This window comes from Candidatus Methanoperedens nitratireducens (genome assembly GCF_000685155.1).
Lineage (GTDB): Archaea > Halobacteriota > Methanosarcinia > Methanosarcinales > Methanoperedenaceae > Methanoperedens > Methanoperedens nitratireducens.
Map to the genome: position 1 here is coordinate 582411 of NZ_JMIY01000007.1, position 19988 is coordinate 602398.

The 19988-nt window shown below is 45.0% G+C and carries 29 protein-coding genes; 11 read left to right on the forward strand and 18 right to left on the reverse strand.

Going from position 1 to position 19988, the window contains the following annotated elements; all coding sequences use genetic code 11:
- Positions 1 to 253: 253 nt before the first annotated feature.
- The 3 genes from hdrB to ANME2D_RS14920 are packed head-to-tail and all read right to left on the reverse strand — an operon-like array spanning position 254 to position 2569.
- Positions 254 to 1144, reverse strand: coding sequence for a CoB--CoM heterodisulfide reductase subunit B (gene hdrB / locus ANME2D_RS14910; RefSeq protein WP_048093254.1), 891 nt, complete (start codon positions 1142 to 1144; stop codon positions 254 to 256).
- Entirely contained in the window at positions 1141 to 1572 is a 432-nt protein-coding gene (hdrC, locus tag ANME2D_RS14915) for a CoB--CoM heterodisulfide reductase subunit C (RefSeq protein WP_048093256.1), read from the reverse strand. Before hdrC ends, hdrB begins: the two co-directional genes overlap by 4 nt.
- A gap of 34 nt (positions 1573 to 1606) precedes the next feature.
- A complete protein-coding gene (locus tag ANME2D_RS14920) occupies positions 1607 to 2569 on the reverse strand; it encodes an alpha/beta fold hydrolase (protein ID WP_048093259.1) in 963 nt (320 codons plus the stop codon).
- A 227-nt stretch (positions 2570 to 2796) separates the two neighbouring features.
- On the opposite strand from ANME2D_RS14920, the gene ANME2D_RS14925 reads away from it, so the two are divergent.
- Both ANME2D_RS14925 and ANME2D_RS18750 read left to right on the forward strand, forming a co-directional pair.
- Positions 2797 to 4188, forward strand: a complete 1392-nt coding sequence (locus ANME2D_RS14925) for an FAD-binding oxidoreductase (RefSeq protein WP_048093273.1) — start codon at positions 2797 to 2799, stop codon at positions 4186 to 4188.
- 142 nt (positions 4189 to 4330) lie between these two features.
- Positions 4331 to 4570, forward strand: coding sequence for a PLDc N-terminal domain-containing protein (locus tag ANME2D_RS18750; RefSeq protein WP_241763380.1), 240 nt, complete (start codon positions 4331 to 4333; stop codon positions 4568 to 4570).
- Positions 4571 to 4630: 60 nt separating this feature from the next.
- Here ANME2D_RS18750 and ANME2D_RS14935 read toward each other — a convergent pair whose 3' ends face one another.
- From ANME2D_RS14935 to ANME2D_RS14945, 3 genes are all read right to left on the reverse strand, one after another.
- Complete coding sequence (locus tag ANME2D_RS14935) at positions 4631 to 5146, reverse strand: DUF6653 family protein (RefSeq protein ID WP_048093275.1); 516 nt, start codon at positions 5144 to 5146, stop codon at positions 4631 to 4633.
- Positions 5147 to 5269: 123 nt separating this feature from the next.
- Positions 5270 to 5566: a DUF3303 family protein gene (locus tag ANME2D_RS14940; RefSeq protein ID WP_048093279.1), complete on the reverse strand. Its 297-nt coding sequence runs from the start codon at positions 5564 to 5566 to the stop codon at positions 5270 to 5272.
- A 223-nt stretch (positions 5567 to 5789) separates the two neighbouring features.
- Positions 5790 to 6758 (reverse strand): alpha/beta fold hydrolase, encoded by a 969-nt coding sequence (locus tag ANME2D_RS14945; RefSeq protein WP_048093281.1) that lies wholly within the window; start codon positions 6756 to 6758, stop codon positions 5790 to 5792.
- A gap of 90 nt (positions 6759 to 6848) precedes the next feature.
- Here ANME2D_RS14945 and ANME2D_RS14950 point away from each other — a divergent pair, with 90 nt between their 5' ends.
- Complete coding sequence (locus ANME2D_RS14950; RefSeq protein WP_048093283.1) at positions 6849 to 7355, forward strand: V4R domain-containing protein; 507 nt, start codon at positions 6849 to 6851, stop codon at positions 7353 to 7355.
- On the opposite strand, the gene ANME2D_RS14955 is transcribed toward ANME2D_RS14950, so the two are convergent.
- Positions 7352 to 7576: a MarR family transcriptional regulator gene (locus ANME2D_RS14955; RefSeq protein WP_320408822.1), complete on the reverse strand. Its 225-nt coding sequence runs from the start codon at positions 7574 to 7576 to the stop codon at positions 7352 to 7354. The genes ANME2D_RS14950 and ANME2D_RS14955 overlap by 4 nt on opposite strands.
- Positions 7577 to 7871: 295 nt before the next feature.
- On the opposite strand from ANME2D_RS14955, the gene ANME2D_RS14960 reads away from it, so the two are divergent.
- The 7 genes from ANME2D_RS14960 to ANME2D_RS14990 all read left to right on the forward strand — a co-directional run bounded on the left by ANME2D_RS14960 (position 7872) and on the right by ANME2D_RS14990 (position 13772).
- Positions 7872 to 8999, forward strand: coding sequence for a hypothetical protein (locus ANME2D_RS14960; RefSeq protein WP_157834161.1), 1128 nt, complete (start codon positions 7872 to 7874; stop codon positions 8997 to 8999).
- A 1-nt stretch (position 9000) separates the two neighbouring features.
- Complete coding sequence (locus ANME2D_RS14965; protein ID WP_048093290.1) at positions 9001 to 10155, forward strand: ABC transporter permease; 1155 nt, start codon at positions 9001 to 9003, stop codon at positions 10153 to 10155.
- Entirely contained in the window at positions 10148 to 10870 is a 723-nt protein-coding gene (locus ANME2D_RS14970; RefSeq protein ID WP_048093292.1) for an ABC transporter ATP-binding protein, read from the forward strand. The genes ANME2D_RS14965 and ANME2D_RS14970 overlap by 8 nt, the downstream gene beginning before the upstream one ends.
- Before the next feature lie 114 nt (positions 10871 to 10984).
- Positions 10985 to 11305, forward strand: coding sequence for a YbjQ family protein (locus ANME2D_RS14975; RefSeq protein WP_048093295.1), 321 nt, complete (start codon positions 10985 to 10987; stop codon positions 11303 to 11305).
- Positions 11306 to 11328: 23 nt separating this feature from the next.
- Positions 11329 to 11748 carry a nitroreductase family protein gene (locus tag ANME2D_RS14980; protein WP_052368967.1) on the forward strand — a complete coding sequence of 140 codons (420 nt, stop codon included), beginning with the start codon at positions 11329 to 11331 and terminating at the stop codon, positions 11746 to 11748.
- 43 nt (positions 11749 to 11791) lie between these two features.
- Entirely contained in the window at positions 11792 to 12664 is an 873-nt protein-coding gene (locus ANME2D_RS14985; RefSeq protein ID WP_048093297.1) for a DUF6544 family protein, read from the forward strand.
- A gap of 217 nt (positions 12665 to 12881) precedes the next feature.
- Entirely contained in the window at positions 12882 to 13772 is an 891-nt protein-coding gene (locus ANME2D_RS14990; protein WP_052368968.1) for a CPBP family intramembrane glutamic endopeptidase, read from the forward strand.
- Between the two features lie 166 nt (positions 13773 to 13938).
- Here ANME2D_RS14990 and ANME2D_RS14995 read toward each other — a convergent pair whose 3' ends face one another.
- The 9 genes from ANME2D_RS14995 to ANME2D_RS18570 form a co-directional block, all read right to left on the reverse strand.
- Positions 13939 to 14520 carry a CPBP family intramembrane glutamic endopeptidase gene (locus tag ANME2D_RS14995; protein WP_157834162.1) on the reverse strand — a complete coding sequence of 194 codons (582 nt, stop codon included), beginning with the start codon at positions 14518 to 14520 and terminating at the stop codon, positions 13939 to 13941.
- 63 nt (positions 14521 to 14583) lie between these two features.
- Positions 14584 to 14907 carry an alpha/beta fold hydrolase gene (locus ANME2D_RS15000; protein WP_052368970.1) on the reverse strand — a complete coding sequence of 108 codons (324 nt, stop codon included), beginning with the start codon at positions 14905 to 14907 and terminating at the stop codon, positions 14584 to 14586.
- 259 nt (positions 14908 to 15166) lie between these two features.
- Positions 15167 to 15388 (reverse strand): hypothetical protein, encoded by a 222-nt coding sequence (locus tag ANME2D_RS15005; protein ID WP_048093308.1) that lies wholly within the window; start codon positions 15386 to 15388, stop codon positions 15167 to 15169.
- On the reverse strand, positions 15388 to 15546 hold the full coding sequence (locus ANME2D_RS18245; RefSeq protein ID WP_157834163.1) for a hypothetical protein: 159 nt from the start codon (positions 15544 to 15546) through the stop codon (positions 15388 to 15390). The genes ANME2D_RS15005 and ANME2D_RS18245 overlap by 1 nt, the downstream gene beginning before the upstream one ends.
- 40 nt (positions 15547 to 15586) lie before the next feature.
- On the reverse strand, positions 15587 to 16114 hold the full coding sequence (locus ANME2D_RS15010) for a DUF7490 domain-containing protein (protein WP_048093310.1): 528 nt from the start codon (positions 16112 to 16114) through the stop codon (positions 15587 to 15589).
- Between the two features lie 73 nt (positions 16115 to 16187).
- Positions 16188 to 16694 carry a macro domain-containing protein gene (locus ANME2D_RS15015; RefSeq protein ID WP_048093312.1) on the reverse strand — a complete coding sequence of 169 codons (507 nt, stop codon included), beginning with the start codon at positions 16692 to 16694 and terminating at the stop codon, positions 16188 to 16190.
- Between the two features lie 129 nt (positions 16695 to 16823).
- Positions 16824 to 16991 (reverse strand): hypothetical protein, encoded by a 168-nt coding sequence (locus tag ANME2D_RS18250; protein ID WP_157834164.1) that lies wholly within the window; start codon positions 16989 to 16991, stop codon positions 16824 to 16826.
- On the reverse strand, positions 16988 to 17131 hold the full coding sequence (locus tag ANME2D_RS18255) for a hypothetical protein (protein WP_157834165.1): 144 nt from the start codon (positions 17129 to 17131) through the stop codon (positions 16988 to 16990). Before ANME2D_RS18255 ends, ANME2D_RS18250 begins: the two co-directional genes overlap by 4 nt.
- An 8-nt stretch (positions 17132 to 17139) precedes the next feature.
- Positions 17140 to 17373, reverse strand: a complete 234-nt coding sequence (locus ANME2D_RS18570) for a hypothetical protein (RefSeq protein ID WP_157834166.1) — start codon at positions 17371 to 17373, stop codon at positions 17140 to 17142.
- 379 nt (positions 17374 to 17752) lie between these two features.
- Here ANME2D_RS18570 and ANME2D_RS15025 point away from each other — a divergent pair, with 379 nt between their 5' ends.
- Positions 17753 to 19180, forward strand: coding sequence for a dicarboxylate/amino acid:cation symporter (locus ANME2D_RS15025; protein ID WP_048093316.1), 1428 nt, complete (start codon positions 17753 to 17755; stop codon positions 19178 to 19180).
- Between the two features lie 16 nt (positions 19181 to 19196).
- On the opposite strand, the gene ANME2D_RS15030 is transcribed toward ANME2D_RS15025, so the two are convergent.
- Positions 19197 to 19448 (reverse strand): type II toxin-antitoxin system RelE family toxin, encoded by a 252-nt coding sequence (locus tag ANME2D_RS15030; protein ID WP_048093318.1) that lies wholly within the window; start codon positions 19446 to 19448, stop codon positions 19197 to 19199.
- Positions 19438 to 19785, reverse strand: coding sequence for a hypothetical protein (locus tag ANME2D_RS18575; protein WP_157834167.1), 348 nt, complete (start codon positions 19783 to 19785; stop codon positions 19438 to 19440). Before ANME2D_RS18575 ends, ANME2D_RS15030 begins: the two co-directional genes overlap by 11 nt.
- Positions 19786 to 19988: the final 203 nt, after the last annotated feature.

A 19988-nucleotide genomic window follows, 5' to 3' on the forward strand; every position in this document is an offset into this window, starting at 1 on the left:
CTGGACGATAAATAAAATCATAAAATAGCATGCTGCAAAGTGGAAAAGTGCGGAAAATAGGCAACAAGACTACAGTCCATTGGTTTTTCTGTATTACTTTATTAGGAGAGCTATGCTATAAAGTTGACTTAACAAATACGTAAACTATAAATACTTCGTTCGTGTATATACGAATCGTAGTGGGCAGTAAAAAACACTTTTTTTACACCACCATATACCACCACCATATCATACCCCTCTGCCCACTACCCTCCTATTTTTGCACCAGTGTGATTTTCTCTTCAAATCCACGGCTTATTATCTCATTGAGGTGCAGGCCTATCTCTTGCGGGGTGTATCCAAGCGCTAGCCCGAGGATCTGACTGTAATGTATAACAGGTATGTTATATACTTTTCCCTCTCTCTCAAGCTCAGCCTGTCCGCTATCAAACTGTAGATGGCAAAAAGGACATGCGTTTACGATGCAATCAACCCCGGCTCTTTTCATCCTATCAAGCTTGTACTCGGTCATCTTAAGCGAAGTCTCAAACATCGCAGACCTGACACCTCCCCCGGCGCCACAGCAGCTCATCTTTCCTTCATAGGGAATGCTCACAGCGCCGATTGCCTCAACAAGCTCATCAAAAAATACAGGGTATTCTGCTCTCCCCAGTTTTCTATCCTTTGTGGGTTTCATGAGATGACATCCGTAATGTATAGCAGCCCTTATTTCAAGAGGCTTCTCTATTGCCCTGCCAAGTTTCTCAACGCCTATATCCCTGTAAAGGAATTCAATTATATGCCTTACCTCAACTGTGCCCCGGTATTCTTTATCTATCTTTTTAAGATGGGAATTCACCTCGTTACGAAGACGGGCATCACTCTTCAGGATGCTGTTGGCATCCATCAGTGAACTGAAACACCCGTTACATAGTGTCAGTATGTCTGTGCTCTTCTCTTCTGCCAGCACAAGGTTCCTTGATGCAATGGTAAGCCATGTTATTTTATCAAACGAGCGGAATATACCGGGCGCCGGGCAGCATGAAGCCTCCTCAAGCTCGCCCCATTTAATATCCAGTCTGTCAAGAACAAGTCCTGTGGCTTTTTCAATACCAGGGTATCGATTCGGGATCAGGCATCCCGGGAAAAGAGATAATTCATTCATTCTTCTATCAATTCATTAAATTTTGTTGATTCAAGGAGTATTTTCACTTCATCGAGGGCTTTTCTATGGGTCGGAATTCCAAGTCCTAGCTTTTCTCTGATAGACCTGTGTTTATCATCGATCGGGACAGCATGTCCTGTTTCAATAAGAGATCTGCATATCTTCATGTGAGCAGGGAGTATCTTTCCTCCCCTTGCGGCTTCGCTTCTGAGGGTAAGTATCGCATCAGTGACCTTTATACCGCGCGGGCATCTCTCCTGACAGTTGTAGCAGGTGGTACACATCCAGAGTTCAGGATCTGTTGAGACATCTTTATTTATCGAGTCTCTGATAATTCTCCTGATGTTCAGGCTTGTGTACCTTCCTGATGGGCAGCTCGCATGGCATGTACCGCACTGAATACAGGTGAGTATCTCGGAATTTTTCATTTAGGGAATAATGGGTGAACTTGTATTTAAGATTTCAAGTATGCTGTTTTAAAAACTCATCTACCTCTAATCGGATTTTCTCCTCATGTCCTATCAACAGGTGCCCACCGCTTTTAAGTCCTATGAATTTCGCACCTTGTATGTTTTGGGCAGTGTATTGAGCACTGATAAATGTATTATATGGGTCGTCAGAGGCACTAATAGCCAGCGTTGGCACAGTAATGCGCTCCAGAGGATAACGATTAAGTGAGGAGTATATATTAATATCGTTTAATAAGCCTGGTAGCCGTGTCATGATGGGCAACAAGCTCTGCATGAATTCAGATAATTGCTTCTCTTCCGCTGGCGTAAGCTGGGTCTGAACCGACGGAGGTATGCCGAGACAATATGGCAATGGAAAGATCGACCGGTCGACTTTCATCGCCAGCCAGACGGTAAAATCTGATGAGAAGATCACCTGACACCTAAAATTTGAAGCCGGAGTCCGGGGAGCGGGCCGGGTCTGAGGCGCATATGCGGCGGGCACCAGCAGCACCAACGCTGAGGACCGCTCAGGATGACGCAAGGCAAATTGCATAGAGGAAGGTCCGCCAGCAGACATGCCCACGATAGCCACCCGACGGATATTCAGTGCGTCAAGCAGGCATACGTATGCATCGGCCTGTGCAGTTGCAGAAGCATTGGTTGAAATAGGGGTGCGAAGATAGCCAAAGCGCGACGGGACAATAAAGCGGAATCCACCACCAACAAACGAACGCGCTATTTCAAGTCCCTGGTCGTACCCGCCGCCAGCCCCGTGTACCACCAGCACCGCAGGGCCTTCTCCTGAGATGGCGTATTCGATCGGGCCACAGGCGGTCTCGATAACCTGACTACCTGCCAGTACCTGCTCTCTGGCCACACGGATGTCGCGCTGATAGCCCAGGTAGGTTTGCGCTGTGAACACTAATAGTATGATAAACAGAACGATCAGAATGAGCCAACCAACCTTCTTCATATAACATACACTCCTAAATGAATTATTATTTCAATTCCACTTAACTCTTATTGCTTTTTCTTCAAAGATCTCGTGGTGTTTACCACAACCCGTATCTTAGGAATTTATTTATACGAATGTGAGTAAACAAAATAATAAGAGTGAACGCCTACCTGATAGGTTTATCTTAAAAGGGAGCGGAAAATAGACCATCAGGCGAAGGATATGCCGAAAAGGGGGAAATAATCATGGTCAAAATTGATGAGGAAACCATTCAAAAATTCAAAGAAAGCATGCGTGGTGAGCTTATCCGCCCGGGTGATGCCGGTTACGATGATGCACGCAAGATATGGAACGGGATGATCGATAAGCACCCGGCACTTATCGCACGGTGTACAGGGGCTGTCGACATCATCAATGCAGTCAACTTTGCCCGCTCCAGCAAACTCCTTGTGGCAGTGAGAGGCGGCGGCCACAATGTCGCAGGTAATGCTGTCTGTGACGGAGGCCTGGTCATTGATCTCTCGCGGATGAAGAGTATTCGCATCGATCCAGCCAGCCGCACTGCCCGTGCCGAACCTGGTGTCACCTGGGGTGAGTTAGATCGCGAGACACAGGCTTTTGGCCTCGCGTTACCAGGTGGCATGGTGTCTACGACAGGCATTGCTGGCTTAACTCTCGGTGGTGGCTACGGTTGGCTTACGCGAAAGTACGGTATGACCATCGATAACCTTCTATCTGCTGATGTTGTCACTGCTGATGGTCAATTCCTGGTAGCAAGCAAGACCGAGAATTCCGACCTTTTCTGGGGCATACGTGGCGGTGGTGGGAACTTCGGGATTGTTACCTCATTTGAGTTCAGGCTCCACCCTGTAGGCCCAACGATACTGGGCGGTATACTACTACATCCTCTTGCTAAGGCAAAAGAAGTTCTTCAGTTCTATCGCGAATACATGACCACTGCCCCCGTCGAATTAACAGTAGCCGCAGACTTAGCTACAGCACCAAAAGCACCACATTTGCCTGAACATATCCAGGGTACCCCTGTGCTTGTGCTTGCCATCTGCTATGTCGGATCAATAGAGGAGGGGAAACGCATCATTCAACCTCTCAGGACGTTTGGCTCACCTGAGGTCGATCTGGTTGGCCCTGTGCCTTATACGGCGCTACAGAAAATGTTAGATGCTGCGTATCCACCCGGCTGGCAGTACTACTGGAAATCGGAGTATGTGAAAGATTTAAGCGATGATGTTATAGATATTCTTGTCGATTATGCAGCTAATAGACCTTCACAGAGGTCTGACATTCTTTTCGAGTATCTGCTGGGCGCCGTAAATCAGATCGGTGATGATGAAACTCCCTTCAGTCATCGCAATGCACCGTTTGTTGTTGCCCTGGGATCTATGTGGTATGATCGCTTAGAGGATGAAGAGAATATCAAATGGGCGAAAGACCTCTGGAACGCATTGCAGCCTTTCACTACTGGCGGCGTGTACGTAAACTTCCTGATGACTGAGGGGACGGACAGGGTCATGGCTGCCTATGGTAAAGAGAAGTACGAGCGACTAGTGGCGCTGAAGAACAAATACGATCCCACGAACTTCTTCAGTCTCAACCAGAACATCAAGCCAAGGAAGTAAGAAAGTAATAAATCTTGGAAGAACTTGGAATCTCAAGGCCGCTTGTAAACATATATCTGAAGCAGTTCGAAAAGCTCAGGCTTGTAAATTATAGAAAAATATATAAAGCCCGTTATCATTCAAGAAATTGTTCGGTGGTAAATTGATAGGCGTCAGAGAAACTGTGTGGAATATAGGAGCAGTCTTTATCCTGATTGTTGCAATTATCGGTATTGCATTATTTGTTTTCTGGCTCTTGATGCTGATAGATTGTCTGAAGAGGCAGGATAATAAGTTCGCAATTGGCGGAGATTATGCCAAGCTCATCTGGGTTCTTGTAATAATTTTTACAGGAATTATCGGGGCGCTGATTTATTATTTCCTTATTAAAAGAAATGAGTAATTATTAATTATAATCGGAACTGCTGAAATGAGCGATGTGACAATCATCTAGACATCCTGCTCATTTTAGACGATTTCGCCAGGTTCTGTACTCTGGCGTTGCATCCTTCATATCTTCCCAGAGCCACACCATCCGGTCAAGAAACCAGAGTTTACTCAAATATACCACCATTGCGCCAAACAGTGTTGGCCATATTTTAAGTACTACAACGCCCCAGATGACAAATACCATACCGAGAGCGGAAATAGTCGTGAGGATGTTTGGAGCTATACTATGATTCTTCGGCACTGGCACCTTATCGCGGTTAAGCCATACTCGCTCCCCGAGCACTCCTTTTGATGTCCAGTGATCGAGTGATTCTGGAGGTGGGAAAAGGCGCGGATTGAACCAGTTCCAAAGAAGTGCCAGAGTAACAGGGATAATTGCCCACCACCCGAGCCATATCCGGCTCCAAAAAGCAAGAATAAGCAGTGGTAGTACAGTATTGCGCAAAATCACACTCCAAGGATTGGCGTGACGCAGCCAGGTTACCTCATCCATCCTGAATAGTTGTGCAATCTTCCTCTCCAGAGTCATAGCTTTTGTTGCGATTCTAATAACCTGATATTTGCTTTTTTCGCTTCAAAATTGGGTAAAAAGGCTCTTTAGAAAAAATAAAAAAGGGGCAATTCAGATCTCCTGAATCGCCACAGCATAGTCTCAGGCTTTCGACATAGCCTTCATAATTTCATCTACTTGGCTCACTGAGAGTACCGGGTTAACCTTGAACTTGATATATGGGCTGTACTTCGCTAATGCCAGAGCAATCTCCTGCTCAGTTCCTTCAGCAATAGCATATCCTACATGACCACCTACAAATCCTCCCCAGTCCAACATGCCTCTTTTGAGATCTTCCTTAACCATATTCATGAGCTTAGTAGAGAGGGTCATTTGCTCTTCAGGACTCTCAGGCACCTTCATTGTATCTACTCTCCAAAGTATTAGAAACCTTGCCATCTAACCACCTCCCCTTTAGATTACAAATAAAAGAACATTTCCAGCGCATTTATAGTTGTTGGGTGAAGGCTATTCGAGCATGGAAAGCATTTGAATCTCAAAGAATATCCCTTAGTCCGAGGTTTTTTACTAATTATGGAACATTCATTTATACCCTCCATAGCTTCCGCTCATAAAGATGAAGAACGCCAGAGTAGCGAGTACCGCAGTGAGCAAAAAAAGGTCATTCTCCTTTGCTCGGTTGCGTATTTGCCGCATGCTGATTCAGAAACTTAACTATCTCAGGTCCAACCCTTTCGTGTTGTCCCATGAGTATATGACCACCGCTTTTCAGCGTGATTACTTTTGCATCAGGAATTTTCTGGGCAGCATACTGACTATGAGAGGGATTAACCAGGGTATCATCTCTGGCATAGACTACCAGTGTCGGCACAGTAATTTGATCTAAAGGGTAATCAAGGAAAGGAAAGTTAGTCCTATCATTAACCATACCTGCTTGCCGCTGGCTAATTGGATGCATCGACGGAATAAGGATATCAGAAAGCCAGTACTTCTCCTCTGGAGTTAGTTTGGCCTGTACTTCTGGAGTCACCCCAAAAAATGAAATCAGGCCAGATTCAAAATACTTTGTGATTAACCAGAAGATGAAATCCGACTTGAATATCACATTATGGATTATTTTATCCCTGAAATCCATAGGTTTTTCCTTGTGGACAACCGCTGAAACCAAAACCATGGATGAAATCCGCTCAGGATAGCGCAAGGCAAACTGCAAAGTTGATGGTCCACCTGCAGAGATTCCCACGACGGCTACCCTGCTGATGTTCAGCTCGTCAAGCAGATCTGCGAACACATCAGCCTGTGCAGCAAATGAGGCATTATCAGGTAGTGGAGTACGTAAAAAACCAAATCGTGAAGGGGCAATCACACGGAAATCATCATTCAACAACACTTTCGATAGGATAACGCCCTGGTCGTAACCACCTCCAGCTCCATGTACCACCAGCACAGGATAACCATCCCCAATATCGGCGTATTCGATCGGGCCAGAGGCGGTTTCGATGACCTTGCTGCCTGCCAGCACACGCTCTCGTGCTGTACTGATGTCACTTTGATAGCTCAGGTAGGTCACAACTCCGATCACTACTATGATACCGCCTAGAAATCCAAGGATTAATGAAAGTTTGGACACAAGTTTAGCCTCCAATAGTTTATTGAATTATAGCTTATCACCCTTTTTGATAGATAAACTTAAGTTACATGTACAATTATTTGATTGCTTATGTTAAACGATGTCAAGGAAACTGCAACATGGGAAAGGAGCAAAGGAGAGTTCTCGGTCATAGAAGTTCCTGCTATCATAGTGAGCATTGAAACCTTTGTTAATTTGCAGAAGGACGCTGAAAAGATATTGGGCCTTGATGGTGCATCCGTACTTTTATATGAAGCTGGCAAGAAAGCTGGTCTCCGGTGGATCAATCGCTTCAGCAATGAATGGGGTTTAAATGACAAAAAGTTCATTGAAGCAGTTCAGAACTTCTACGCAGAGCTCGGGTGGGGCAAGTTTAGTGTAGAAGAAAATAACAAAAATGAGCTTGTGGTAAGGGTTGAGAACTCATTTATTGCTAGAGGTTATGGGAATTCAGAAGTAGCTATCTGTCATTTTTTGAGGGGTTATAACGCAGGTCTGGCAGAGGTGCTTAAAGGTATGGATATAGATGCCGAAGAAGTAAGGTGTGCTTCAAAAGGGGATGACTGTTGCGAGTTTGTGATGAAACGTGTGAATTAATCACCAAGCTCTTTTTTCATCTCATCATAAAATTTCATCAGAACCTGTGTGGCTTTATGCTCTTCATTTAGAGTAAAGGACCGCATCTGCTTTCCAATCTTTTTCTCAATAACTATGTTATTTTCCAGAAGAGGTTCTAACACTCTTGCTACGCTGGAGTGGTATAATCCAGTACCCTGAGCAATTCCTGAAAGATAATTGATTTCTCCTTTGTTTTTCATGAGATATTCCAGCACAGTCATCTGTGCCGTTTTGCCGAATAACTTTTCAAGCGGACTCATAATATATTTTCATCCTGTTTATGCCAATTTGTCAAATAATTTTTGCATATGTGTATATACTCATTCCATTTAAGTATCAATTCATATGATCATCTATAAACTAATATAACTTATGTTTTTAAATTCATAGGCTTGACTATTAATCGTAAAGTTTATGTATTAAGATATTACACTTGGTTGTTAAGGTACGCAGGTTGGCGTACGGGTCTTGATGATCTATGTAGGAGGAATAAAAATGAATAAACGATTAGCGTGTGCTATATTCAGCCCACTGGCTTTGATATCAGGCGCATATGGTCTTAGAAGAAAAGCAATAATTAGAGCTGTACTGCTGATCATTTGCACTTTTACATTCGTGAACCCGGCAGTTGCAGCTCTTGAAATAGTGGACTTTTTTTCCGATTTCACCACCAGCGAGGTCACTATTAAGTCCAGCCAGGCTCATCAGGGGAAAGCGGTTTTTGAACTCATGAATGGAGAAAAGATAGTAGAATCGCAGGAAGTACCATTTGAAACAAAAGCCGGAGAGCAGGCCTCCAAAGTAATAATATGGCAGAATAAACCCCAGCATAATTACTACACTGCTCAAGTGAGCCTGTATAACGATACCGCCATTCATGATAAAAAATCCTATCAGGTATCATATGGCACTGTTGCCATGCCCAGTTTTCATGTGGTGGATTTTTCGCCTTCGAACAAAGGGGTGCAGTTACTGCTCCGCCCTTTCAATCCAGGTGCTGTTGATGTCAGAATAGAGCTGCTTGATAAGAACGATATTGTTTATACAAAGAATGAAAAGGACGTGTATCTCACAGCGAATAAGGAGCTAAAGATAACATGGCCGTTTCTGCTTACTGATAATGGGGAATACACTGTACGGGCAAAAATATTCACGCATAGACTTTATGCTTCGCCGCTGATCAATACCTATATCGCAGTTTTTACTGCAAACGACGAAGTAGAGATCCTGCATGATGATGTTGAGGTCGATGAATACGGTGCCAGTATAACACTGCGAGGGAAGTCCCGGGTCCCTTTTGATGGTTTCATAGAAGTAACGGCAAGAAACAGGGCGACAAATGAAGCAAAAACATACCGCCAGCAGATAGAAGAAATTCTTGTTTCAGGAAAGGAAGATACTGCTGGAGTGGTATGGAAAGGGCTTGCGCCAGGAACTTACGATGTTGAGATAAAGGCGGTAAATCAGCACAACACAGTGCTGGATAAATATGAAACGGTTCTGCGCATCCCTGAAGAAGACAAAGCGCCTGAAACTCCTCCCGTAAAAAGCACTCCTGGTTTCACAGCGCTCGTTCTTTTGATAGCCGTACTGGCGGCAGCACGGATAAAGCGGGGCGGTTAGAATGTTCGACCTCATAATCCGAAGCCTCACACAGAGAAAAATGAGGACAGGGCTTACCATATTTGGTATTGCCCTGGGCATTTTTGCGGTGGTTGTCATGGACGGGATGTCGGAGCATATGAACCTCGTTGTAGACAGGTCATTGAAACTTATGGCAGATAATATCCAGGTGCAGCCAGATGGAACACTGGGCGGCATTGGAAGTCTTGATGAATCAAAAGTCAGACAGGTCAAAAGAGTGCCCGGGGTTCAGGATGCCCATGGAGTACTGATAGCGTCTCTTGATCCTGAAGGGGGTGGAGGATTCGGGGGTGGTGACATGGTTTTTGGGGTTCTTCCCGAAAAACAATTGAAGGATGCAAAGCTTGCAGCAGGTAGATATCTGGTTCCCGGGGACGGCTACAGGGCGGTCATCGGCAGCAGCATAGCCCGGAAGTTCAATCTCAAGGTCGGAGATGAACTTGAGATAAAAAGTAAAAGGATGCAGCGCACATCATCCATAACCAGTACCAGAAATGTCAGCGTGGTGGGGATACTTGAATACACAGGTTCTATTTTTGATTCTGCGGTGCAGATGCCTCTTGACAGGGCACAGAAGTTCTATGGAATGGAGAACACTGTATCATTCATTTATGCCAAGCCTGCTCCAGGTGCTGATCCTGAAGAACTTGCGAAAAGGATAGAGCTGAGTGTAGAGAAAGTTAAAAGCGAATCACCCGATACGCTGAGGAAAATGTTTCAGGGGCAGCTTGTCATTTTCAGCCTGATTACCATAAGCGCTGCAATGCTTGCAGCCATCATAGGGGGCTTGAGCGTGATGAACACGATGCTCATGTCGGTCTCTGAGAGAACAAAGGAATTCGGGCTTCTCAAGGCGCTTGGCGCTGAGCGAAAAAGCATTCTTTTCATGACCATGGGAGAAGCTGCATTTATGGGAGTGATCGGAGGTATTGCTGGCATTGCTGCAGGTTGGATCACAGTATATTTTCTGAACAGCGTTTTTCTCAGCTCCCAGGGGTCGGCGCTTTTCTCTATAACTCCAAGGCTTGCGGCAGTCGCCCTGTTGTTCGCAATGGTACTTGGAATTGTATGCGGTACCTATCCTGCTTATAGAGCAACGAAAATGAGTCCGATGGAGGCGCTGCGATATGAGTGAAAATGGAAATAATGATAACGGCAGAGAACCTATTCTCCGCATCAGGAACCTTACGAAAACGTATATGCAGGGCAAAATACCAGTGCATGCGCTCAACGATGTTAGTTTTGAGGTGAAGAAAGGCGAACTCATAAGCATAGTCGGTCCTTCAGGGAGCGGGAAGTCGACGCTGCTATCGATGATAGGGCTGCTTGATAGACCCACTGGCGGCAGTGTGTTTATTGAAGGTAAGGAAATCACAAAAGCAAACGAGGGAGAAGCCCCAAAAATTCGAAGGGAAAAGATCGGTTTTGTGTTCCAGCATTTCAACCTCCTTCCCTCACTTACCGCGTTTGAGAACGTGGATATCGCAATGCGTTTCTCAGGGATACCAAGATCCAGGAGAAAAGAAAGAGCCACAGAACTGCTCACTCAGATAGGACTTGGCGACCGGTTAAAACACAGGCCATCGGAATTATCAGGAGGGCAGCAGCAGCGTGTATCCATTGCGAGGGCTATGGCAAATCATCCTGCTATCATCCTTGCTGATGAACCTACAGGTGCAGTAGATACAAAGACGCGGGAAATAATCGTTGGAATACTGAAAGAGCTCAGCGAAAAAGGTCAGACCATCCTTGTGGTGACTCATGATATGGAGGTTGCGGGGCAAACGGACAGGATAATAACTATGCGCGACGGCAGGATTGCAAGAGATACGGAGAGTGATATGAAATGAGAAGCAGAGATTATAATCCACTCTACCTTGTGCTGGCGATTATCACATTGATACTGAGCAAATTATTTAGAAAAAGGTGAATAAAATATGGATTAAGAACATGAGGTAATATAAATGATAGTAACTACGACAGAGAACATAAAGGGCTACGATACTGAGGTTCTGGGGATAGTATCCGGGAATACGGTCAGAGCCAGGCACATCGGCAGGGATATTCTTGCGTTTCTGAAAAACATCATCGGTGGAGAATTGAAGGAATATTCTGAACTGCTGGCGGATGCAAGAGCAGAGGCTTTGAAAAGAATGATCCAGGAGGCTGAAAAATTTGAAGCAGATGCTGTGGTTAATGTCAGATTCTCAACTGCGCAAACGGCGGCCGGGGCTGCTGAGCTGCTGGCATACGGGACTGCTGTAAGGCTGAAAAAGGTTGGATGAGAATTAAATAAGGAGATTATGTAATGGATTTGACCGCATGGGATATAAAAGAATCCGAATTCAAAGAAGATGCGCCGCTGTATGAAAAATTGAAAATCCTCCTGCGGTACGCCATACTGGCGCCGTCTGGACACAATACCCAGCCCTGGAGATTTGCCGTTGATGATGGACAGATAAAAGTACTCGCTGATCTTAGCAGGGCGCTTCCGGCTGCTGATCCTGATAACAGAGAACTTTACATATCCGTTGGCTGTGCAGTTGAGAATCTGATTACGGCTGGCAGGCATTTTGGATATATTCCAGATGTAAAGTATTTTCCTGATGGTTTTGAGAGCGAATGTGTTGCAGCGATAGGTTTTTCAAGATCGGAGGTAGCGGGAAAGAATAACCTGTTCTATTCGATCACTAAAAAATGGCGCTCATATCGGTTATTATCCTTGTAGCGTCCGATGTTCTTTTTGTCAGGCGGAAAATGGAGGCTATAAAGTGAACGGTATATACATAATGATTATCGCAATCATCAGCATCGCTGTTATTCTGCTGGACATCGGCTGGCTGGGATTTCAGATCGAACCAGAAAGTTTTGCTCCGCATCCTGAAAAGACGAAGGATATCGGCTCTGTCGAACTCCCGCCGGACTTACCTGAACCCGTACGGCGGTATTACGAAGCCGCTGCTGGCAGTCCTGTCCCCAGGATAGATTCTGCTGTTGTCTGGGGAAAGGCAAAATTGAGAATAAATGGAATATGGATGCCGGTTCGCTTCAAAGCATACTATTTACCAGGGCAGGCGTTTCTTCGCTACATGGAGGTTACATGGTTTGGCAGAACCATTCTCAAAGTCAGTGACTCCTATATAAACGGAGAAGGTGTTCTCAAAATAGAAGGCTTACTCAACATGAAAGAAACTGGAGAGAAGATAGACCAGGGCCAGAATCTCGCGATGTGGGGCGAAGCTGTGTTTACTCCGTCGGTAGTTATCACAGATAGCCGTGTGCACTGGGAAGCTGTAGATAATGAAACGATGCGTCTTGTGGTTCCCTTTGGTGAACAAAATGATGAATTGCTTTTCACATTCGATCAGAAAACAAATCTGATAACGCATGTGTCAGCCTGGCGCTTCCGCGGTCAGGAGGAAGAGAAGATGCCGTGGCTGATCGAGTTTACGGAGTGGAAAACGTTCCATTCGGTTAAGATACCAGCACGCTTTGAAGTAACCTGGGAAGATGAGGGCAGTCCCTGGTCTTACTGGACAGTAGAAGGCGTTGAATACAATATTGACATTACAGACAATCTCCCTGTGTCCCTCTCGATTGAGCAAAAAGAGATTAAAAAATCTGAGGTGAAAAATCAATCTTGAGGTTAGGGAGGTTTCGACATGTTATACAGTTGTTTTCGTAACACCATAAAGGATGAAACTATGACTAAAAATATTTATTTTAAAATGGGAATTGGTAGCATAATATTATCTGTTTTATTATTTCTTATGTTTGCTGTAACAGCAGAGGGTGATTATGGAATGATCTGGAGCATTACTTCTTATTGGCTGGTATAAGATGAAGAAGAGATGATGCTAAATGAGAAAAAATATTAAAAAATCAATACTATTCATCATCCTGACTATCTTCTTTAGCTGGCTTATAGCGATTCTATTCTATATTTCGGGCGGGAGATTGGACATGCCGGTAGCGACCGCCGTGCTTGTGGCCTATATGTTTGTCCCGATGACGATGGCCATCATCGTCCAGAAATTAGTTTACAAAGAACGTGTGAAAGAGCCTTTGGGCATTTCATGGAAATTAAACCGATGGTTTTTAGTAGCATGGCTTCTTCCTGCCGGTGTAGCTTTTGCGACTCTGGGAGTGAGCCTGCTTTTTCAGGGAGTCGAATACTCTCCAGAAATGGCGGGGCTATTTGAGAGGTTTGAATCTGTACTCACACCGGAACAGATAGAACAGCTTAAAAGACAGCTCGCTGCATCCCCGATCCATCCTGTCTGGATTGCCCTGCTCCAAGGGCTTGTAGCTGGTATTACTATCAATGCGGTCGCTGGTTTTGGAGAAGAACTGGGATGGAGAGGTCTTCTCCAGAAAGAGTTGTATTATTTGGGTTTCTGGAGGTCATCTGCAATTATCGGTATCATATGGGGAGTATGGCACGCCCCTATTATTCTGCAGGGGTACAACTATCCCCAACACCCTATTGCAGGCGTATTTATGATGACGTTTTTCACTTTACTGCTCTCGCCGATCTTCAGCTATGTGAGACTCAAATCTAAATCCGTCATCGCCGCTGCTGTCATCCACGGCTCGCTCAATGCAACTGCTGGTCTTGCTATCATGGTAATTAAGGGGGGTAATGACCTTACTGTTGGCATTACTGGATTGGCGGGATTTATAGTCCTTGCGATTGTAAATATTATTTTGTTTATCTATGGTCATTTCTCAACTGAAGAAATGAGACTTTAAGAAAGATATCTTGGCTCGTAGCAATGAGGATGGTGGCAAATACATAATACACAACCATCTGAATGAACTCAGTAATAACACTGATATCTGTGATCATGCCTGTGTAGTTGATCATAAAATGAAACAATATCGCCGATAAAGTGCTTCTGTTCGTCTTGTAAAAGAGCTAGGTCATGACAACTGCTTTGGGGATAATAAGCGCGAAATACACTATCATCATGAGTGGTTGCGCAAGATAATCACGCAGCGGGTACCCTTCTATATAAAAGAGCGGTATGTGCCACGCTGCATGAACCACACCAAGTATCAAACTGGCAATAAGACCGTTAGAGCGAACTCTCAGACCATCCAGTGCATATCCGCGCCATCCCAGTTCTTCAGGTAAAGGACCGAAGAAAAAGACAAACACGACAAACGGTATGAGTATGAGGGGATTCTCCAAATATTGCCGTTCCAGAAGTTGTGCTCCGAAAGGCTTGCCAAAAAATGTTGAAATTGCGATCGAAATAAGCAGTATAACAGGAACGATGATAAACAGAATGATATACCATTTTGCCGAGATACGTTTAAAACTGATCGCACGGTCCCAATAATCTTTTCTGGTAGCGGTATCACCATAACGATAGAGCATAATGATCGCTGCTATCGTTGGTCCAAGACCTCCGATAGCAACCAGGATAACGCCATCGGGGAAACTCATTTCGAAACCGGCAGTTGCCGCTATGATCCATGGGATCCACGTCAACAACAGGGTTAATCCTAAGAATCTGAAAGGAAATATTTTGTACGTCAATTTGTGTTGAAACTGTGATTAGCGATTTTTTGTATAGGCTCCATACGAATGTCCCACAACGTGGGCTGATCCGAGCCCAATCCTTTTGATTAACGCTGCAAGATCTTCTGCATGAAGAGTGGCCGAGTAATCCGTTCCATCGCCGACCCAGGCGTTGGGATAGTGGTAGCGCCGGCTGTAGGCAATGACATGATAATGTTCCGAAAAAGGCTCAATCTGTAAACCCCATGTGTGGAAATCTTCCAAACTCCCATGCACAAAAACAACAGGATCACCTTTCCCCTGTTCTATGTAATTGAGTTCGACACCGTTTATAAGTATCTTTTTCGTTTGAACTTGCACTTTTTCTCCCCGTTACCAATTAAGCGGGTAATCTAAATAAACACTCTGGTCACTGCATAAAAACGTGTTGAACGCCGGTCTTTATGAACTCAAATTTTTTTCTTATGGTTGCCTACCATTTTATTAACTGATTAGCTGATAATAATACAAGTTACGGAAAATCTCAGCATTATGCTATAGAAAAAGAATTCTCTCACCTCTAAGAGCTATAACAAATTTCAGTAAAAAAAAATTCAAGGGATAAGATTTCAGTAAAGCCCTATCTTTTTATCAGCCTCTCTCTTATCAGATAAATAGAGATCGCAAGCACCGATAAACTGAAAAGCGCCTGAAATATCGGTCTGTACCTGTAATCAAACCATATCCTGATAAGCTCATCTATTGAAGTGTAAAGCCTCACTGTTGCTATCAATGCAAATAACATTGCTATTATGAAAATTCCAAGATAAAAATAATCCTCTATTTTTTCTCTGTGTACCATTATAACCTCCTTCTCAACGCTATAACCATTATCAAAGCAGCTATGACTGCAAGTGCTTCAAATCCTGGCGCCATAGGAGTTGGAGCAGGCGGCGGCGTAACACCGAAAGGCGGTGCGCCAGGTGGTGCAGCTTCCCTTGATTTTACAATAATTTTCAAGTTCTCTGTGGCTTCAGAACCTCTGTTCTCAAGGTATATATCAGCCTTGATTCCTACTTTTTCCTGCGCTGCTGACAGTAAAATCCATGTTGTTCAAAACAATTCCGCTGCTCTTTGACATAGGTGTTAAGGCATTCAAGCCGCGAATATTTACGGAACCGCTATCACGGATGCTGCCGTTATCAAAAAGCAGGAGCTTAAGTTCATAACCCCCATTTCTTTCCACCTTTAATCTCTGGGAGACTGCTATGGTTTTCTCTGACTCGGTTTCCGGTACTGGAGCTGCAGCCTGTGCCCCCAGCAGGCCCGTGTCGCTGTTTATTGCTCTTATTAGCATGGATGCGTTCCTGGTTTTACCATCCCTGTGGTCTATATAGGCAGTAACATTCACCTCTATCAGAGCACTGGTCACCTCTGTCGGTTTGACATCCACTTCACGGATTGAAAGCATTGAGGGAGGCATGAAAGCGATTTCGTGTATTAGGGCATCCTCTTTGATCAAAACAATGGCAAAAGAAAGGATCAAAACAGATGCCAGTATTATCGTGAGCAGATGTGCAGGTTTCATAGTACAATTGTTTAATTGATTATATAAAAATTTTACTATGCTCAACCAATATGTTATTTGGAAAAATAAAACATTAATAGATTTTACTATATCCCTCTGGCGGAAACACAACCTTAAACCTGTTATCCACAAGAATCGGTGCTACAATCGGCTCAACTTGAGACCACTTCAACCATCCATTTCCACAACCAAGAGGCGGTAAGAGGATTGTAGAAGGCGGGGCAGGGAAGTATCCGTGCTGCTCTCGGAACCAGTAAGCAAGCTTATCGATCAGTTCGATCAGTTCCCTGGCACTCTTTTCAATCAACTTCAGGTCTGCTGGCTTTCTCCAGTCGTGTTTTGTGGGAAATGCAATGATATTATGGGAGAGCAATCTGACACGATTACTTTCTCTACCCGCTGCTCTATCAGCCATGATGAACTTACCAAGCTCAAAGTCGATACCTGGATATTTCAAACGCGCCTGAAGTGCAATGCCTCTGCCCATAACACAAGCACCGTTATTCTTAACAACACCGTTTGTGGTCACGCATCTATACTCGGCTGGGATGTCCCAGATATTTCCATGTACTATTTCCATATAATGTACTCCTGAAACCCCGCAAACCGATTTTAAAAGAGCGAGGCTTCGAATGGAACTGCGCCTCGCTGAAGATATCCTGAAAAGGCGCATTAAATGACGCTTAAAAAAAGAGAGAGTAGCGGCTGATTAAACCGCCCTCATTCTGCCCATCTTCGGTTCGTATGCCATGCCCTTATCGAAGAGATGCTTTATAATTTCCATAACCTCTTCAGGGGCAGCCTTCAGATCCCTGCTGATCATGTCCATGAAGGCGCTGGCGCCCATAGTTCCATTAGCCTCTGCATTTTTCTTCAATATCTCATACGCCAGGGCTGTTTTATCTGTGACAGGGCTGCTTTCTGCTGGATTGCTTTCGGTTTGCTTTGCAGCCTGTTCCGTCTGAGCCTGCTCTTTAGAGCAGCTATTATTTCGGCCGCATTGTTGTTTTCTGTCATGGTTCTGTTCATCTCCTTTGTTTATTATAGGAGGTCAGGGGAGATTCCCGGCAGCGAACAGCTCTGGATGACAGCCGTGAATCATCCCTATGAACGCCGTTTTTGCTGCGCAGGGGCAGTAGTATTGGTTTTGCAGAGCGGTTTTTTCTTTCCAGATGCTCTGCGAATCCTGCCTGGGATGGTTCTACCTTTACTCTGCCCCGGAGCCTTGTTCCTGCCGCTGGAGATTTGCTGTGCAGCAAAGAGGAAAAAGAGATAGAAAATGATAGAAGAAGGCCCGCAGCTTTGACCCCGGGTGGGTTGGTGGTTTTAACAGTGCTGTATTCGAAGGTTGGGCTTACCCCGGGATCAGCCGCGGGTCTCTTCCATGCGGTTTCCGTGGTGCGGATTTTCGCTGCACCCTCTGTGTTTCCTGTATGTCTCTGCGTTTCATTGCTGCGCTGTCTTGCCTGCCTTCGCCCCCGGGGAGTGAATGATTAAAGGGGCGTTGGCAAACGTTACAGAGGGAGTTGCTCGAAAATAGTTTGTGGTAATTTCAGTTACTGCTTCAGCCGACAATTATAAACGTGATGGGAACGTTTTTTTTATACAACCTGTTTTCATTAAAACATCTATGGAAAAATGCCAAATAGAGACCGCCATCCGCTTGAGTACATCCATCCACGCTCGCTCAAGTACCTGAGCGACCATCTGCAGTCGCTGGTGAAGGGCAGGTTGTGGCTTAAAATCCTGCTCGGGATGCTGCTTGGTATCGCTGTGGGTATAGTGCTGGGTCCGTCGGCAGGACTGGTTGAACCCGGCGTATCGGGCATTTTAAGCGAATGGCTGTCCGTGCCCGGATATATCTTCCTTGGGCTGCTGCAGATGATTGTCATCCCTCTGGTCTTTGCCTCGATTATACGGGGAATAGCAGCCAGCGAAGGCATGGATCAGCTTCGCAAAGTGGGACTGCGCGTCGGCGGATATTTTTTACTGACGACTGCGATTGCCATTGGGGTAGGAATCGGGGTTGCACTTTTGATCCAGCCGGGCAGATTCATAAGCAGTGAACTGGTTCAATCTACAATGGACACGGCAACTCCGACAGCAAACCAGGGTATAGTCTCCACCCCAACGCTCGGTGAGGTGCCCGGGCTGATAGGAGCACTTCTTCCAAGCAACCCTCTTGGTGCTATAGTCTCAGGTCAGATGCTGCAGGTGGTGCTCTTCGCCATTATCCTCGGCATTGCCATCGTCTCCACATCTCCGAGGCAATCAAAACCCATACTGGATCTGGCTGGTTCGATGCAGGAGGTCTGCATGACCATTGTAAAATGGGCAATGCTGCTCGCACCTGTTGCGGTTTTCGGCTTGCTGGCTAAATTCACAGCAAGGGTGGGGATAGAGGCGCTTATGGGAATGCTTGTTTATGTAGGGACTGTCCTTCTGGGACTCGTAATTATCCTGTGCCTTTATTTAATAATCGTGCTTTTCACCTCGGGGATGAGCCCGTGGAGATTTCTTGCGGGCGTTCGAGAGGTTATGCTGCTGGCATTTTCCACATCAAGTTCTGCCGCCGTGATGCCTCTGTCCATTAAAACAGCAGAGGAAAAACTCGGCGTGAGACCCTCGATTTCTCAATTCGTGATTCCGCTTGGAGCAACGATAAACATGAACGGTACAGCGCTTTACCAGAGTGTGGCTACGGTATTTTTAGCCCAGGTGTTTGGCATGGAACTGGGGCTCGGTGCGCTGTTGCTGATCATAGTAACGGTCGTAGGATCTTCTATAGGCACTCCTGCAACCCCGGGGGTTGGCATAGTAATCCTGGCTCTGGTACTGAACAGCGTGGGCATTCCTACCAGCGGTATTGCCCTCATCATCGGCGTCGATAGGATAGTGGACATGAGCCGCACAGCTATAAACGTTACAGGCGATCTTGCTGCATGCAAGGTCATGGATAGGTGGGTAGGGAGCAAAAAAAGTGCGGAAAAGGAACTGGCTGAAGAAACAGAAAGGGAACTTCGGCATATCCGCACGGGAGAGGACGTTATACTGGATGTAGATTAATGTTTGTCGATTTCCATTATTTATAAGCTTGTTTTCTATGGATTACCGAAAAAACTTTCAGCGTATTGATCTCAAGCTCGACCAGGATCCTGTAATCTCCAGCCCTCACTCGATAAATATTTCTTGTTCCAGCCAGCTTTTTCACATCCAGGCCTGTTGGAAAATCAGGAAGTTTCTTTAAAGTTTCCTTTATTCTCTGGATATCATGCTTTGGGAATTTTTTAATTTCCCTGATTGCGTTTCTTTCGATAAGAACATCATAGCTCATTATCGATTTCCTCAAGCGGAATGAACTCGGTTTCCCCACGCCCGGCTCTTAAAAGGTAGTCTTTTATGGCCTTCATTTCTTCATTATCGGGAAACACTTCGCCCATGAGGAGCAGCATCTCTAAGTGGTCGAGTCTTCTTATGACCTCGTCCAGTTTCGCGCCAATATCTTCTACTGCGGCTTCCATGCTTATGAATCTCAATTCATGATAGATATATTTTATGAAGAACCTCAGATGCAAAGAGCAAATATCATTGGCAGCCCATTCCCTACAATCTAAGCATGTGAATGATCGAGATTTCTTTTTCACCAGCATGCTGTGAGCGTTTTCATCCATCGGTTAAAAGAAAAACCTATAAAGTTATTAAACAGAGCGAAAAGGGTCATTCAAAGTATCTGGCATATATTCGGTTCTGCCAGTTGTTTCAATTATTTGTATTTTTGGAGATCGCAAAACAATCGTATTATATATACTTTTTATAGCATGATTCTAAGTTCTCCGTAATTTTTAAGAACCATCAAGCAGATTATTAAATGGGG